At 35.4% G+C, this 14,847-nt stretch carries 11 protein-coding genes and 1 tRNA gene; 5 read left to right on the top strand and 7 right to left on the bottom strand.

From position 1 onward, the window contains the following. Positions 1–46: 46 nt before the first annotated feature. The 6 genes from BC962_RS04150 to BC962_RS04125 all read right to left on the bottom strand — a co-directional run bounded on the left by BC962_RS04150 (position 47) and on the right by BC962_RS04125 (position 8,396). Entirely contained in the window at positions 47–1,243 is a 1,197-nt protein-coding gene (locus BC962_RS04150) for a site-specific integrase (protein WP_121344619.1), read from the bottom strand. Positions 1,244–1,549: 306 nt separating this feature from the next. Next, positions 1,550–1,623, bottom strand: a tRNA-Asp gene (locus BC962_RS04145). An 83-nt stretch (positions 1,624–1,706) separates the two neighbouring features. Further along, positions 1,707–2,636 carry a DUF58 domain-containing protein gene (locus tag BC962_RS04140; protein ID WP_121344618.1) on the bottom strand — a complete coding sequence of 310 codons (930 nt, stop codon included), beginning with the start codon at positions 2,634–2,636 and terminating at the stop codon, positions 1,707–1,709. Between the two features lie 111 nt (positions 2,637–2,747). Further along, positions 2,748–3,065, bottom strand: a complete 318-nt coding sequence (gene trxA, locus BC962_RS04135) for a thioredoxin (RefSeq protein ID WP_034919707.1) — start codon at positions 3,063–3,065, stop codon at positions 2,748–2,750. Positions 3,066–3,272: 207 nt separating this feature from the next. Continuing rightward, positions 3,273–7,661 carry a DNA polymerase III subunit alpha gene (gene dnaE, locus BC962_RS04130; RefSeq protein ID WP_121344617.1) on the bottom strand — a complete coding sequence of 1,463 codons (4,389 nt, stop codon included), beginning with the start codon at positions 7,659–7,661 and terminating at the stop codon, positions 3,273–3,275. A 288-nt stretch (positions 7,662–7,949) separates the two neighbouring features. Beyond that, a complete protein-coding gene (locus tag BC962_RS04125; RefSeq protein ID WP_121344616.1) occupies positions 7,950–8,396 on the bottom strand; it encodes a ferritin-like domain-containing protein in 447 nt (148 codons plus the stop codon). A gap of 318 nt (positions 8,397–8,714) precedes the next feature. On the opposite strand from BC962_RS04125, the gene BC962_RS04120 reads away from it, so the two are divergent. The 5 genes from BC962_RS04120 to BC962_RS04100 all read left to right on the top strand — a co-directional run bounded on the left by BC962_RS04120 (position 8,715) and on the right by BC962_RS04100 (position 12,711). Beyond that, positions 8,715–9,254: a 30S ribosomal protein S16 gene (locus BC962_RS04120; protein ID WP_121344615.1), complete on the top strand. Its 540-nt coding sequence runs from the start codon at positions 8,715–8,717 to the stop codon at positions 9,252–9,254. Positions 9,255–9,269: 15 nt separating this feature from the next. Then, positions 9,270–9,797, top strand: a complete 528-nt coding sequence (gene rimM / locus BC962_RS04115; RefSeq protein ID WP_121344614.1) for a ribosome maturation factor RimM — start codon at positions 9,270–9,272, stop codon at positions 9,795–9,797. 6 nt (positions 9,798–9,803) lie between these two features. Then, positions 9,804–10,523 carry a tRNA1(Val) (adenine(37)-N6)-methyltransferase gene (locus BC962_RS04110; protein ID WP_121344613.1) on the top strand — a complete coding sequence of 240 codons (720 nt, stop codon included), beginning with the start codon at positions 9,804–9,806 and terminating at the stop codon, positions 10,521–10,523. Positions 10,524–10,582: 59 nt separating this feature from the next. Continuing rightward, a complete protein-coding gene (locus BC962_RS04105) occupies positions 10,583–11,761 on the top strand; it encodes an acyl-CoA dehydrogenase family protein (protein WP_121344612.1) in 1,179 nt (392 codons plus the stop codon). A gap of 173 nt (positions 11,762–11,934) precedes the next feature. Then, positions 11,935–12,711, top strand: coding sequence for a DUF3050 domain-containing protein (locus BC962_RS04100; RefSeq protein WP_121344611.1), 777 nt, complete (start codon positions 11,935–11,937; stop codon positions 12,709–12,711). 300 nt (positions 12,712–13,011) lie between these two features. Here the strand turns inward: BC962_RS04100 and BC962_RS04095 are convergent, their stop codons facing one another. Then, positions 13,012–14,847: a family 43 glycosylhydrolase gene (locus BC962_RS04095; protein WP_245984014.1), complete on the bottom strand. Its 1,836-nt coding sequence runs from the start codon at positions 14,845–14,847 to the stop codon at positions 13,012–13,014.

Below are 14,847 nucleotides of genomic sequence, written 5' to 3'. Positions count from 1 at the left end.
CGTAATATCCAATCAAGAGAAAACACTCATTTTGAGAGTCTTCACTCTAATTTAATTTATTACTCAGCTTTTCCATTTCATCTTGAACTTTTTCTTCCAAGATCTGTCCGTAGTGGGCTTGGGTAATACCAATCCTGGAATGACCTAAAAGCTTACTCACAACCTCCATAGGAACATCATTTAAAAGCAGTACAGTGGTAGCAAATGTCTTTCTGGCTATATGATGAGTTAAGTTTATTTTAAACTCGCATAAGCCTGCTATTTCCTTCAAGTAAGCATTGAAATGAGCATTTGTTTTTGAGGGCAAAACCTTTCCTGTAGTTAATTGATCATTATACTTATCAAGAATTTTCTGAGCCATTGGCAAAAGTGGAACTGAAATAGTTTTATTTGTTTTTTGGCGCTTAAGCCTGATCCAGTTTTTTTTATTTTTACCTTTTACAATATGCTCGTCCCTTAGATTACTCATTTCCTTAAAAGCTAACCCTGTATAACAACAGAAGATGAAGCAATCCCTTACTTCTTCCAACCGTTTATTATCCATCCCTTTATTTTGTAGATGGGAAAGCTCTGTTTGAGTAAGGTATACCACCTCTGTTTTAACTGCTTTAGGTTTGTGCATCAGGAAAGGATTTCTATCAAGATACTCCTGAGCTATAGCAAAATAAATAAGCTTCTTAAATCTCTGTATAGTCTTATTAATAGTACTCTGCTGCATTTCTTTCTCTGTTCGCAGGTAATATTCAAAATCCTTGATAAATTGAAATTTCAACTTATTGAGCTTAATATCTCTTTGTTTATATTTCAATTTTATAAAGGTTTGCAAATGTCCTTTCGTGTTTTCAAACTTCTGCCAAGAAACCTTTTTAAGATCCTTACCTACTAATTTTTTATAATAATTGTTATGCTCGACATATACAGCTATAACCCCCATTTCTTTTTTTGTATCCTCTCCGCAATAGATTCTATAGACATCCTCAACATCAAATGGCTTATCTTGAATTTGGAGCATTAAAAAAGCCTGACCAAGTTTTTGCTTAATCAGGCTTAATTGTGAATTTACCGTTTTGTGATTTTCTGTTTCGTCTAAAACTTTCTGTTTATCCTTATCCCAATATTCTGGATTAATAAATATACTGGTTGAAAATTCCTTTCTGGTTTTAGCTATTGTAATTCTACACCGAATAGGTGTGGTTCCTCTTTTATTTAGTTTAGAGTTTTGGGTTAAGAATAATATTTTCATTGTTGGTTGATTTTGTATAATTAGTGATTTAAAATTTTGGGGCACCTGAGATATTTTGGGGCACCATATGGGGCACCTGAAATGGGAGAAAAAGTTGACAATTTGACTAAAGGGAAGAAATTATAGAAAAGATATAAAAAGAAAAAAGCCCTTTTCCAATAGTTAGGAAAAAAGCTTCTCATTGGTACATGCTGTAAAAACAGCATCTTAACCACGTTGTCTCAACTTCTTGAGACACACAACACAACTTCGTTATACTTGCTAAAAAAAGCTTCAATTTCTTGAAGCTTCTTTTTTGCAATTTTGCGGTCTGGACGAGACTCGAACTCGCGACCTCCTGCGTGACAGGCAGGCATTCTAACCAACTGAACTACCAGACCGTTGCGTTATTGCGATGGCAAATATACACCTGTTTTTAGATTCCACAAACGTTTTTTAAAATAATTTTTGATTAATTTTTTCTCTAGCCCGCAAATTTTTGTCTTTCAACTAGATAGGTGGTTAAAATTTTTTCAAAATTTTCTCCAATATCAGCCTGCACATACTTTATTCGGTATTTTGCACATTGTAATTTGAGCATATGGAAGTATTTTGCAACCGAATCTTGATAAGATTCCTTGAAATTTTCGGCATAAAGATCTAAATGAGCTCCAGATTCTACATCTACAAATCGTTTTGGAGCATTATCAAAATCGAAATTGAGCTCTTTCTCTTTATCTATTACATGAAAAAGCACTACTTCGTGCTTATTATATTTAAGATGTTTTAAAGCTTCAAACAATTCCTCTTCCTTTTTATCTTCCTGAAACATATCTGTAAAAAGGAATACTAGAGACCTCCTTTTTAATTTTTCTGCTATCTGATGGAGATACTTATAGCTATCTGTTGTTCTATTTCTTGCTGGATTAGCAACTAATCTGTCTAATTCATTCAACAACATGTGGTGATGACGTTCACTTCCTTTCTCTGGCGCATAAAAATTAAATTCATCACTATACACACTTAAACCAACTGCGTCTCTCTGACGCTTTAATATTTGCATTAGGGAAGCTGCTGCCAGAACTGAAAAAGCGATTTTATTTAAAGAATTCCTGTTGAAGCTTTTCATTATAGGAAAATGCATAGATGAAGAGTTATCTATAATCAAATGACACCTTAAATTGGTTTCTTCTTCATATCGTTTTGTATAGAGTTTATCTGTTTTCGCGTACAGTTTCCAATCTATATGTTTAGTGCTTTCACCATTGTTATAAATCTTATGTTCGGCAAATTCAGCAGAAAATCCATGAAAAGGACTTTTATGTATCCCAGAAATAAAACCTTCCACCACCTGTCTGGCCAATAATTCTAAGTTGATGAAACCACCAGATTTATGGACTTCTTGTTCTATCATTAATTAATTCTATTATTAACTTAAGAAAGGTAGCAATATATTTTTTGGGAATAAAAAAAGCCTCGCTAAATCTAAATTTAGCGAGGCTTATATTTTGAATTTTGAAGTTCTCTATAAAAGAGCATCTAATGCTTCAGCATAAGTGGTTTTTGGAGCAACTCCAACTTGACGTCCTACTACTTCTCCATTTTGGAAAATAAGTACAGTTGGAATATTTCTTACACCATATTTAGCAGCGAATTCTTGGTTAGCATCTACATCCAGTTTTCCTACAACAGCTTTACCATCGTAATCTTTACTGATATCTTCTATAATTGGTCCAACCATTCTACATGGTCCACACCAAGCTGCCCAGAAATCAACCATTACTGGTTTATCACTTTTTAATACTGTTTCTTCAAAATTAGCATCTGTTATCTCTAAAGCCATAATTTGTTTTTTATTTCAATTAATATGTAAAAATAGTCAATTATTTCAGCAAACCTTACAGCGCTTGTATTGGATTTGACTATTCGTATATCAGGCGGTCTTATCATTAATAGGGATCCTAACACCCTTGCCAAATTTTAAATGACCTTTAAATCCCATATTTTAGTCATTTGCAGGAGATAATTTAAATCTTAAAAAGAAATATTTTTAATTCAGTTTATATTTCACATGTTCTTCGTCCAAAGCATTCAGAAGTTCTTGTGAGATCTTCACTTTTTGTTTCCGACTTGTCAAATTCAATTTTATAAGCTCTTTCATCTCATAAACTATAAAATGCAAATTATGATCTCCTTTATGAGTTCTAAAAATATCTTTTAGGGTATCTATGTTCTCTTCTTTCAACTCATTTATATCCAACTGAATGGTGAGTTTTCTAGCATAAATATCCATGATATCATGTAGTAACTGAAAATTATTGAATTGAATTCTAGGCTCTCCTTTACTACCGGTTTCTTTGTTCGTCCATCCCTCTTTCACAAATGCCTTGATAAATACAAAAGCATTAGGCACTAAAAAGTGTTGATATTTTAGATACTCTTCCCCAAAAATTCGGAATTCATACGAATCCCAGTAATCTTCTATGGAAAATGCAGCCCAACCTTTCCCCATTTTGGAGGTTCTATGCTGCACTTCTGAAATAACTCCTCCAAAAGATAGTTCACTGTTCACGTATTTCTCCTGCTCTTTAAAGTCGGATACTTTTGAATTACAGAAATAATGAATTTCAGCTTTAAAATCGTCTAAAGGATGTCCGGAAATATAAATCCCCACAACTTCCTTCTCCCTTTTAAGCTTCCCGATTCCACCCCATTCTTCGCAAGGCGGCACCACAGGTTCTGGGATTTGTACATCACTGGCCTCTCCAAATAAACTTACCTGTGAAGAGTTTTCATTCTCCTGAAATTTCACGGCATATTTAATCACCTTTTCCAAAAAGGTAATTCCATCTCCTTCATCATGAAAATATTGTGCTCTATGATTTCCGAAGCCATCAAATCCACCAGCTAAAGCTAAATTCTCTAAAGCTTTTTTATTAGCCGCTCGTAGATCTAATCTTTTAGCCATATCAAAAATAGACTTATAATGACCTTTCTCCGTTTTTCGATTTTCTACAATTGTAGCTACAGCTCCAGAACCAACTCCTTTCACAGCACCCATCCCAAATCTAACAGCATTCTCCTTATTTACAGAGAACTTGTAAAAAGATTCATTTACATCTGGGCCAAGCACCTTAAGTTTCATTCGTTTACATTCTTCCATAAAAAATGTAACCTGCTTAATATCGCTCATGTTATTGGAAAGTACCGCTGCCATATATTCGGCCGGATAATGCGCTTTTAAATAGGCTGTTTGATATGCGATCCAGGCGTAACAAGTGGAGTGAGATTTGTTAAAAGCATATGCTGCAAAGGCTTCCCAATCTTTCCAAACTTTTTCTAACACCTCTCTTGGATGACCTTTTGCTTCTCCCCCATCAAGAAATTTTGGCTTTAATTGTTCTAGTAAAGCAAAAATCTTTTTACCCATCGCTTTCCTTAAAACATCGGCTTCACCTTTAGTAAATCCTGCCAAACTTTGAGAAAGCAACATCACCTGCTCTTGGTAAACTGTAATCCCGTAAGTTTCTTTTAGATACTCATCCATCCCCGGAAGGTCATAGGCAATCTCCTCATTTCCGTGCTTTCTAGCAATGAAGCTTGGGATATATTCCATTGGTCCTGGACGATAAAGTGCATTCATCGCAATAAGATCTCCAAACACAGTTGGCTTAAGATCCTTCATATGTTTTTGCATTCCCGGAGATTCATATTGAAATATCCCTACGGTTTCTCCACGCTGGAACAATTCGTAAGTTTTCTCATCATCTAAAGGAAAGGTATCTGGATCCAGATCTATATTATGTCTCCCCTTTACGATCTTAACCGTGTCTTTAATTAAAGTTAGGGTCTTCAACCCCAAGAAGTCCATTTTTAATAATCCTGCACTCTCTACAACGGAGTTATCAAACTGAGTAACATAAAGATCTGAATCTTTAGCAAGTGCTACAGGAACAAAATTGGTGATATCACTAGGAGTAATAATTACCCCACAGGCGTGAATACCTGTATTTCTAACAGAGCCTTCTAATATTCGGGCTTGATTTAATGTTTGTGCTTGCAGATCGTCCCCATCTGCAATATTCAAGAGTTCATTTACTTTTTCCAGATCTTCGCTTCGGAACATCTTTTTAAGCTCCTTGGCATCCTTCCCAAAGATCTTCCCTAATTTGGACATATTCGGGATCAGTTTGGCAATTCTGTCCGATTCATGAAGTGGTAGATCTAGAACTCTGGCAGTATCCCGAATAGAAGATTTAGCTGCCATGGTACCATAAGTGATAATTTGAGCCACCTGATTAGAACCGTATTTCTTGATCACATAATCCATAACCCTACTTCGGCCTTCATCATCAAAATCGATATCAATATCGGGCATACTTACACGATCTGGATTCAGGAATCTCTCAAAAAGCAGATCGTACTTAATAGGATCTATATTTGTGATCTTTAAACAATAAGCGACGGCACTTCCCGCCGCAGAACCCCTACCTGGCCCAACAGATACATCCATTGTTCTGGCTGCACGTATAAAATCTTCAGTAATTAAGAAATATCCAGGATAACCAGTTTTCTCAATTACAGAAAGCTCAAAATCTAACCTTGTTTTAATGTCTTCAGAAAGTTCTCCATATCGCTCTTTGGCTCCAACATAAGTAAGATGTCTTAAATAAGCATTTTCACCACGCTTCCCTCCGTCATTCACATCTTCTTCCTCCAAAAATTCTTCAGGAATATCGAAAGCCGGTAAGAGGACATCTCTTGCTAGTTCAAAAGGTTCTATTTTGTCTACAACCTCCTGAATATTGGAAATAGCCTGAGGAAGATCCTTAAACAAGCGTTTCATCTCAGAATCAGATTTGAAATAAAACTCGTTATTTGGTAAACCATATCTATATCCGCGCCCTCTCCCTATTGGAGTTGCTTGTTTCTCTCCCTCTTTTACACACAATAAAATATCGTGTGCGTTTGCATCTTCTTTAGCGCAGTAATATGTGTTGTTTGTTGCTACTGTTTTTATCTGATGCTTCTTGGCTAATTTTATTAGCACCTCATTCACTCGATTTTCCTCTTCGAGATCATGACGCATTAATTCTATATAAAGATCTTCACCAAAAGTTTCTTTCCACCACAACAAAGCTTCCTCTGCTTGGTTTTCTCCTACATTAAGGATCTTTCCAGGAACCTCCCCGTAGAGATTACCGGTTAATACAATTAGGTCTTCTTTATATTGTTCAATAACTTTTCTATCTATTCTTGGTAAATAGTAAAACCCATTTACATAGGCGATAGAAGCCATTTTTGCCAGATTATGATATCCGTTTTTATTCTTAGCCAGAATAACAATTTGATATCCGTTATCTTTTCTGGTTTTATCTAAATGATCCTCGCATACAAAGAATTCACAACCAAGAATTGCTTTTAATTCTTTAGCAGTTTCTGGTTCTCCTTTTTCTACGGAAGCTGCATTTAGAGCTCTTACAGATTTATTATAATTTCCAACTTCTTTTACAAAATGAAAAGCCCCCATCATATTTCCATGATCGGTTAAGGCCACAGCTGGCATATTCTCTTTTGTTGCCGCTTCTATTAGATTTGGAATACTAATAGTAGATTGTAATATGGAGAATTGAGAGTGGTTATGCAGGTGGGAGAAACGTACTTCATCAAGTTTTTCAAGATTCTCCTCTATTTCTTCAGTACTTACTTCATCTACTTTTTCAAGCTTCTGGATCTGCTCTCTAATTTTAGCTGAAGCTTTTTTAAGATTGATATGTTTTAAGCCAATAAGCTTAAATGGTTCAGGATTTTCCTTCTGAAAATTCTCGAAATAATCTTCAGCAACCTGAAGTTTATCTGTTGTGAAATTTTCTCTTCTTATTAACTCAAGAAAACAACGAGTAGTAGCTTCTACATCGGCTGTAGCATTATGCGCTTCAGAAAAAGGTTGATTAAATAATTCCTGGTGCAATTCTGTAAGGGTGGGAAGTTTAAATCTTCCATATCTACCACCCGGAAGTTTACACAATTCAGCCGTTTTTTCTGTACAGGTATCTAGAACTGGAAAGGTTTCCATTGGATTGGCCAATCCCTCTCTAAGATATTCGGCGCCCATAATATTAAGATCGAAGCCAACATTTTGTCCAACAATGAATTTGGAGCGTTGTAATGCTTGCTGAAATTTCTCTAAAACTTCCTGAAGTGGCAGTCCATCTTGTTGCGCAAGTTCCGTGGAAATACCGTGAATTTTTTCTGCATCAAAGGGAATATTGAAACCTTCGGGTTTCACTAAATAATCTTGATGTTCCACCAAATTTCCCATTTCGTCATGAACCTGCCAAGCTATCTGAATACAACGTGGCCAGTTGTCGAAATCTGTTAATGGGGCATCCCATCTTTTAGGTAATCCAGTAGTTTCAGTATCAAAAATTAAGTACATGCTTGTCTTTTCTCAGGATCTCAGATTTGTTGAGATCATTAATAATTCAGATCTATATTTTTAGAAAAATCGAACCCTTTGAAATTACAAATAACTGAATATAAGGGAGATATAAATTAAAATATGAATTGGGATTTCGGCTTAAAAATAGGAAATTTAAATTCGATTTTAAATATAAGAAGAAACTATTTTTTATGGATTTATAGAACAAAAAAATCCTCCCGGAATATGCTTTAAAAGCATACCCCGGGAGGAAATAATCTTAAACAATATGTTATAATAAGTTTTCTACCACTTAGTCTCCATAGACTTCACCTTATTTAAAGAAGCCGTAATAGAATCTCTCTGCTTAGCTAATATATTTCCTGTAGAAGCTGGAAGATTTGTGTCTTTTAAAACTTCATTATATTCTTCTATAGCAGCTTTTTCTCCACGAATAGCTTCTTCTAAAACTGCTTCTTCCTTATCTGAAGAGAAACTAGTTTTAAGATTCATCCAGGTACGATGAGCATCGCCGGCCAAACTAGATCCTTTTTCTGGCGCTTCTCCAAAATTTCTGATCTCAGATTTTAGCTCATGGCCAAAATCATATCGCTCGTTGGCTCTTTCATTAAAAAATGATTGTAATTGAGGATTCTTCACTTGCTCTGCAGCGAATTTATACCCTTTTTCTGCATCATAATTTTTCTCCAATAACTCATTTAACTTATTTGCAACATCTTCAGAATACTTCATAATTTCTATATTTTCAATTAATAATTTATTTTCAAGAGTATAAAAATAATAGATAAAAGCCCGCACAACAACCTATTTAACAGGCTTTAGTATAGTTTAACGCCTTTTAACAAGAGTGCGAATTATTTAAATGTAGATTCTTAAAAATTAGCTAAACACATATTTCAGAAACTATTTTAAATAGGTGATTTATAAGTTGATATCCATCTCATTTTAGATAAAATTGTCTTGAATAATTATGTTCAGAAAAACAAATAATATAGTATCTTTGCAGACTTATTAATAATAGAGGTCGTGAACCTCACTAATTAATTTATTATGCCTGTAAAAATTAGATTACAAAGACACGGTAAAAAAGGGAAACCATTTTACTGGATTATTGCTGCGGATACCCGTGCAAAGAGAGATGGTAAATACCTAGAGAAAATTGGTATCTACAATCCAAATACAAACCCTGCAACTATTGAATTAGATGTAGATGGTGCTGTAAAATGGTTACAAAATGGTGCACAGCCAACAGATACTGCTCGTGCAATTCTTTCTTACAAAGGTGCCCTTCTTAAAAATCACCTTGCTGGTGGTGTAAGAAAAGGAGCTTTAACTGAAGATCAAGCTGAAGAGAAATTCAAAACTTGGTTAGAGGAAAAAGAAGGATCTGTTTCTTCTAAGGAAGAGTCTTTAACTAAAGCACAACAAGATGCTAAGAATAAGGCTCTAGATGCAGAAAAAGAAGTGAATGCTAAACGTATGGCAGCATCAGCAGAAGCTGAAACTGCAGCTGCGGAAGCAGAAGCTGCGACTGAAGAAACTGAAGTTGAAGCTACTGAAGCTTCATCTGAAGAAAACAAAGAAGCTTAATTTAAATTTCTAGCGATGCTTAAAGAAGAATGTTTCTATTTAGGAAAGATCGTTAGTAAATTTAGTTTTAAAGGGGAGGTATTAATTAAACTTGATACCGATGAACCTGAAGAATACACTGGAATGGAATCGGTTTTCGTTGAATACAACGAAAACTTGGTTCCATTTTTTATTGAAAGAAGCGGGCTTCACCGAAGCACCTTACTTCGAGTAAAATTTGAAGATGTAGATACAGAAGAGGATGCTGAAGATATTATGAAATGTAATGTCTACCTTCCCCTTAATCAGCTTCCAGACTTGGATGGTGATAAATTCTACTTTCATGAGATCATAGGTTTCACAGTAGAAGATGTAAATTACGGTACGGTTGGAAAGATCACCGCTATAAATGATAGCACCGCACAATCATTATTCGAGATCGATAAAGATGGGAAACAAGTATTAATTCCCTTGAATGATGAATTTATAGAAAAACTGGACAAGAAAAATAAGATCATTTTTGTTAAAACTCCAGAAGGTCTTATAGACCTTTACTTAGACTAATCCATTTTGGAAACCCCTTTTCGTTTTAAAGAATTTAGTGTTGCTCAGGACAAATGCGCCATGAAAATTGGTACAGATGGTGTCTTACTGGGTGCTTGGACTCCTATTTCTGCTGAAGTCAACTCTATTTTAGACATTGGCGCCGGAACTGGGATCATCGCTTTAATGCTTGCACAACGAAGTTTTGCAGAAACTATTGATGCTCTCGAGATCGATGAAGATGCTTATGAACAAGCAGTGGAGAATTTTGAAAACAGCCCGTGGGGAGACAGAATGTTCTGTTACCATGCTGGCTTTGATGAATTTGTTGAAGAAATGCAAGATGAAAAATATGATCTAATTGTAAGTAATCCCCCATTTTTCGCAAATACTTCAGCTTCAGAAATCACAACTTCTCGGGAAGCTGCCAGATCTCAAGCCTCTCTTCCGTTTGAAGAACTATTGCATGGTGTATCACAATTACTTTCAGAAAATGGAATTTTCAGCATTGTGATCCCAAAAGAAGAAGAAACAACTATTTTAGAAATCGCTTCCTCGAACAAACTCTATCCAAATAAGATCACTGAAGTAAAAGGGACTAAAACAGCAAAAGTAAAACGCAGCTTGATCACTTTTCAATTTCTTCAGAAGGAAATAGAAAAAGAGGTATTGATCCTAGAAGAGAGCAGACACAACTACACTCCGGAATATAAAAAAATGGTGGCTCCGTTTTACCTTAAATTATAAGCTTTTTAAATTGCTTGCTAATAGCGGGTTGGTTATTTTTGTTTACAAAACCATAACCAATGAAACCAGATTTATTCCAAGCTCCGGATTATTACAATCTAGACGATCTTTTAACCGAAGAACATAAAATGGTACGTGACGCTGCTCGTGAATGGGTTAAGCGAGATGTATCTCCTATTATAGAAGAAGCAGCACAAGACGCCAAATTTCCAAAATCTATTATTAAAGGTCTTGCAGAAATTGGTGCTTTTGGACCATATATTCCTGAAGAATACGGGGGAGCGGGTTTAGACCAGATCGCTTACGGACTTATTATGCAAGAAATTGAGCGTGGAGATAGTGGTGTTAGATCTACGGCATCTGTACAGTCTTCCTTAGTGATGTATCCAATCTATAAATATGGAAGCGAAGAACAACGCAAAAAATTTTTACCAAAATTAGCTTCAGGAGAATTCATGGGTTGTTTTGGACTTACCGAACCAGATCACGGATCGAATCCAAGTGGAATGGTTACAAATTTTAAAGACAAAGGAGATCATTATTTATTGAATGGAGCCAAACTTTGGATCTCCAACTCTCCTTTCGCAGATATCGCTGTGGTTTGGGCTAAAAATGAAGATGGTAGAATCCACGGGCTTATCGTAGAACGTGGAATGGAAGGCTTCTCTACGCCAGAAACACATAACAAATGGTCTCTTCGTGCAAGTGCTACGGGAGAATTGATATTTGATAATGTAAAAATCCCTAAGGAAAATTTACTTCCAAATAAATCTGGATTAGGAGCACCGCTTGGTTGTTTAGATTCGGCAAGATTCGGTATTGCATGGGGAGCAATTGGAGCTGCGATGGATTGTTATGATACTGCCCTTAGATATTCTAAAGAACGCGTTCAATTTGGAAAACCAATTGCAAGTTTTCAATTACAACAAAAGAAATTAGCCGAGATGATCACCGAGATCACAAAAGCACAGTTATTAGCTTGGAGATTGGGAGTTTTAAGAAATGAAGGAAAAGCAACCTCTGCCCAGATCTCTATGGCAAAAAGGAATAATGTAGATATGGCACTAAAAGTTGCCAGAGAAGCTAGACAGGTTTTAGGTGCTATGGGAATTACAGGAGATTATAGCATCATGAGACACATGATGAATCTTGAAAGTGTGATCACTTATGAGGGAACTCATGATATTCATTTATTAATTACCGGAATGGATATTACTGGAATTCCTGCATTCAGTTAAAAAAATAATTAAGTTCATATTACAAGGGTGGCTAATATTTAGTCACCCTTTTTTAATAATAAAAATTGAAATTGAAGTTTAAATTTAGTAGTATGTTAAAATAACACAAAACCGAGGCAATCGCTTTATAAATACTGATTTGCTAAGTAGTTTTGCAGAATGAAAGAAAGCACATGATACAAGAGCTAAATAAAACATTAGAACCTTATACAAAGCAATTATTAAATCATCCTTTATATAGTAAGATAACCAGACCAGCACATTTACGCTGTTTCATGGAGCATCATGTCTTTGCAGTGTGGGATTTTATGTCGCTGTTAAAACATTTACAGAACAATCTAACAAAAACGACCACCCCATGGGTACCTGTTGGAAATCCCGAAATAAGATATCTTATTAACGAAATAGTTCTGGCAGAGGAAACCGATCTTAATATTGAAGGAAAACGCCAGAGTCACTTTGAAATGTATCTGGAAGCAATGAGAGGCAGCGGTGCCAATCTTAAGAAAATGGAAGACTTCCTGCTTCATGTTGCTCACGGTACCGATATTTTTTTAGTGATCGCAGTTAGTGACTTACCGGAAAGTATCAAACATTTTCTGCTGTTTACTTTTGGAACTATTTCGCAAGGAGATCTTCATAAAGTTGCCGCAGCATTTACATTTGGTCGAGAAGGATTAATTCCAAATATGTTCACTTCTATAATTAATAATATTCAACAGCAATTCCCTGAAGAAGATCTAAAATTCTTTAAATATTACTTTGACCGACACATAGAACTGGATGCAGATGAGCATGGTCCAATGGCTTTTAAAATGGTGGAGGAATTATGTGAAAATGATCCTATAAAGATCAATGAGGTAAAAGAAGTTGCTGAAAATGCACTTAAGAGTAGAATAACTTTATGGGACGGGATTTTAAAAGAAATAGAATCTGAAGTTCTGATATAGACTAACTGATCTTCACTTTTGAGCCCATAATTACTTAACTAGCTATATTCAGTTTCGTCGTGGTATTGAGCTTTTAAAAAAATATTCTTGAATTCGTGGTGGTTAAAAGCCATCAAGAAAGACTCAATTTCAATGAGATCCTTCGACGGGCTCAGGATGACATTCGACAGATTCAGAATGACAATCGAACATTCACAGCATCATCAATTAGTTTCAGCTTCAATTAGATGAGACCCTGAAACAAGTTCAGGGTGACGAGATTTTCAGGCGGGATAAACTCACAATGAGAGTTAAATCATTTTAGAAATTTGAATTACTTCCAATCACCTCACTCTTTTCTGAAATCCCATTTTCATTAAAGGCTTCTACCTGAAAGAAGTATTCAGAAGCTTTATTTAAAGCTTTCAGATCATAGTTGTTTTTATCATATATAAGCACAGAGTTATTAAGTTTATCTGGTTTAATTCCCCAATACAACACATAGCCCTGAGTATTTTCTATGCTCTTCCAATTTAAAGTAGCATTTCTTCTATCACTCTCTCTTTTCACTCTAAAGTTTTCTGGCTTAGATGGTTTTTCTCCTGAACCTACTCCAAAAACCCTGAATTCTGAAATTGCTAAATATTTATTAGAACAAAACACATGCTTATATCTTACATACCTTGCTTCTATATCTTTATCAAATTGAATGAAAGCATGAGGTTGATCTTTTTGATTTTTGGAATAATCGGCTGCAATTTTCCAATTTTTCTTATCTATTGAAGCTTCAATTATAAATTGATGTTTCAAATTATCCGGACGGCCAAAAACTTCAGCATTCACATCATGAAAATTGATCTGAGTAGCTTTTAAAGTCATCTTACTTCCTAGATCTACTGTGAAATAAATGGAATCATTATTCTGTTCAGAAACCCAAAAAGATCGGATGTTTTCATCTGTAAGTTTGGAAATATCATAATTCTCTTCAAGTTTTTCGGGCGTATATCCTTGTTCCGTTTCCTCTATTGTTTTTGCATGAAGTGTTGCCAAAGGAGCATTGGTTTCAACAGATTTGTTATACGATAATAACATCCATCCTGTAAAACGATTCTTGTGATTAGCTACTTTTGAATCCGGCAAATAATGCGGGTAATCTCCATAAGCCGTATTTACATACATCTGCCCATCCTCTTCAAATCCTGCAGGGTACATCCCAATTCGACGTTCAAATTTATAGTTTACAGAGATTGGCATCGTTGCATAATGCCAATAATTTCCATTAAAATCTTGAACCGTACTTCCATGTCCGGCTCCATTTAAAAAACCCCCGGGCTTATACGATATAGGATTATAGTCGGCATAAGTAAATGGTCCCAAAGGACTATCACCTACATAAACACCATCTGCATATACATTCCACTGTGTTCCGGGAGCGGCATATTGCAAATAATATTTTCCATTATGCTTAGTCATCCACGGCCCTTCAATAAAAGGCTTCACATCTGAATCATGATTATTACCAAAACGTTCCCAGCCATGTTCCTCTGGATGTAATGTTATTAGATCTACCGGTTCTCCAATTGGTACATAATTATTATTTGGATCCAATTCCAATCCCTTAATCGGAAATAAATTGGAAGAACCTTCGTAAACATATACCCGTTTATGATCATCAACAAAAATTGCAGGATCATGAAGGGTATGGGGAATTACACTATAGGTGGTTTGCCAATCTCCTAATTTGGGATTGTCGGTTTTAATTAATGCATTTACGCCAGAAGGATCACCTATCACCAAGATCTCATCTTCTGTCGCCCACGCTGCAGGAGCATTAGAACCATTAAAATACCAGCTTTGTGGCTTTATGAATTCCCAATTAGACATATCTTTTGAAAACCAATATCCATGAGAACGGGTTACAAACATATAATATCCATCTTTATAACGAACTACAGAAGGATCTGCCCCACTCCTATAACTCACATTTCTGAAGGCGTAATGAGACATGTAAGAATAGTCTATATCGATAGGATTGCAATAAGCAGTAAAACCTTGTTTTACTTCAACTTCATCGGAATCCTGTGATGTTGATTTAATCTCACTATCCTCACATGAAAACATAAACACAAGGGATATAAGAAGCAGAAAATTTTTCAT

It is taken from the genome of Gillisia mitskevichiae (assembly GCF_003634585.1).
In the GTDB taxonomy this organism is placed as follows: domain Bacteria; phylum Bacteroidota; class Bacteroidia; order Flavobacteriales; family Flavobacteriaceae; genus Gillisia; species Gillisia mitskevichiae.
This window is presented reverse-complemented; position numbering and strand designations above follow the sequence as displayed.

Excerpts from the sequence above, each read along its gene's own strand:
- BC962_RS04105 (WP_121344612.1), top strand. The coding sequence starts at position 10,583 with ATGAAACCAGATTTATTCCAAGCTCCGGATTATTACAATCTAGACGAT.
- BC962_RS04095 (WP_245984014.1), bottom strand. The coding sequence starts at position 14,847 with ATGAAAAATTTTCTGCTTCTTATATCCCTTGTGTTTATGTTTTCATGT.
- BC962_RS04120 (WP_121344615.1), top strand. The coding sequence starts at position 8,715 with ATGCCTGTAAAAATTAGATTACAAAGACACGGTAAAAAAGGGAAACCA.
- BC962_RS04140 (WP_121344618.1), bottom strand. The coding sequence starts at position 2,636 with ATGATAGAACAAGAAGTCCATAAATCTGGTGGTTTCATCAACTTAGAA.
- trxA (WP_034919707.1), bottom strand. The coding sequence starts at position 3,065 with ATGGCTTTAGAGATAACAGATGCTAATTTTGAAGAAACAGTATTAAAA.
- BC962_RS04100 (WP_121344611.1), top strand. The coding sequence starts at position 11,935 with ATGATACAAGAGCTAAATAAAACATTAGAACCTTATACAAAGCAATTA.
- dnaE (WP_121344617.1), bottom strand. The coding sequence starts at position 7,661 with ATGTACTTAATTTTTGATACTGAAACTACTGGATTACCTAAAAGATGG.
- BC962_RS04150 (WP_121344619.1), bottom strand. The coding sequence starts at position 1,243 with ATGAAAATATTATTCTTAACCCAAAACTCTAAACTAAATAAAAGAGGA.
- BC962_RS04125 (WP_121344616.1), bottom strand. The coding sequence starts at position 8,396 with ATGAAGTATTCTGAAGATGTTGCAAATAAGTTAAATGAGTTATTGGAG.
- rimM (WP_121344614.1), top strand. The coding sequence starts at position 9,270 with ATGCTTAAAGAAGAATGTTTCTATTTAGGAAAGATCGTTAGTAAATTT.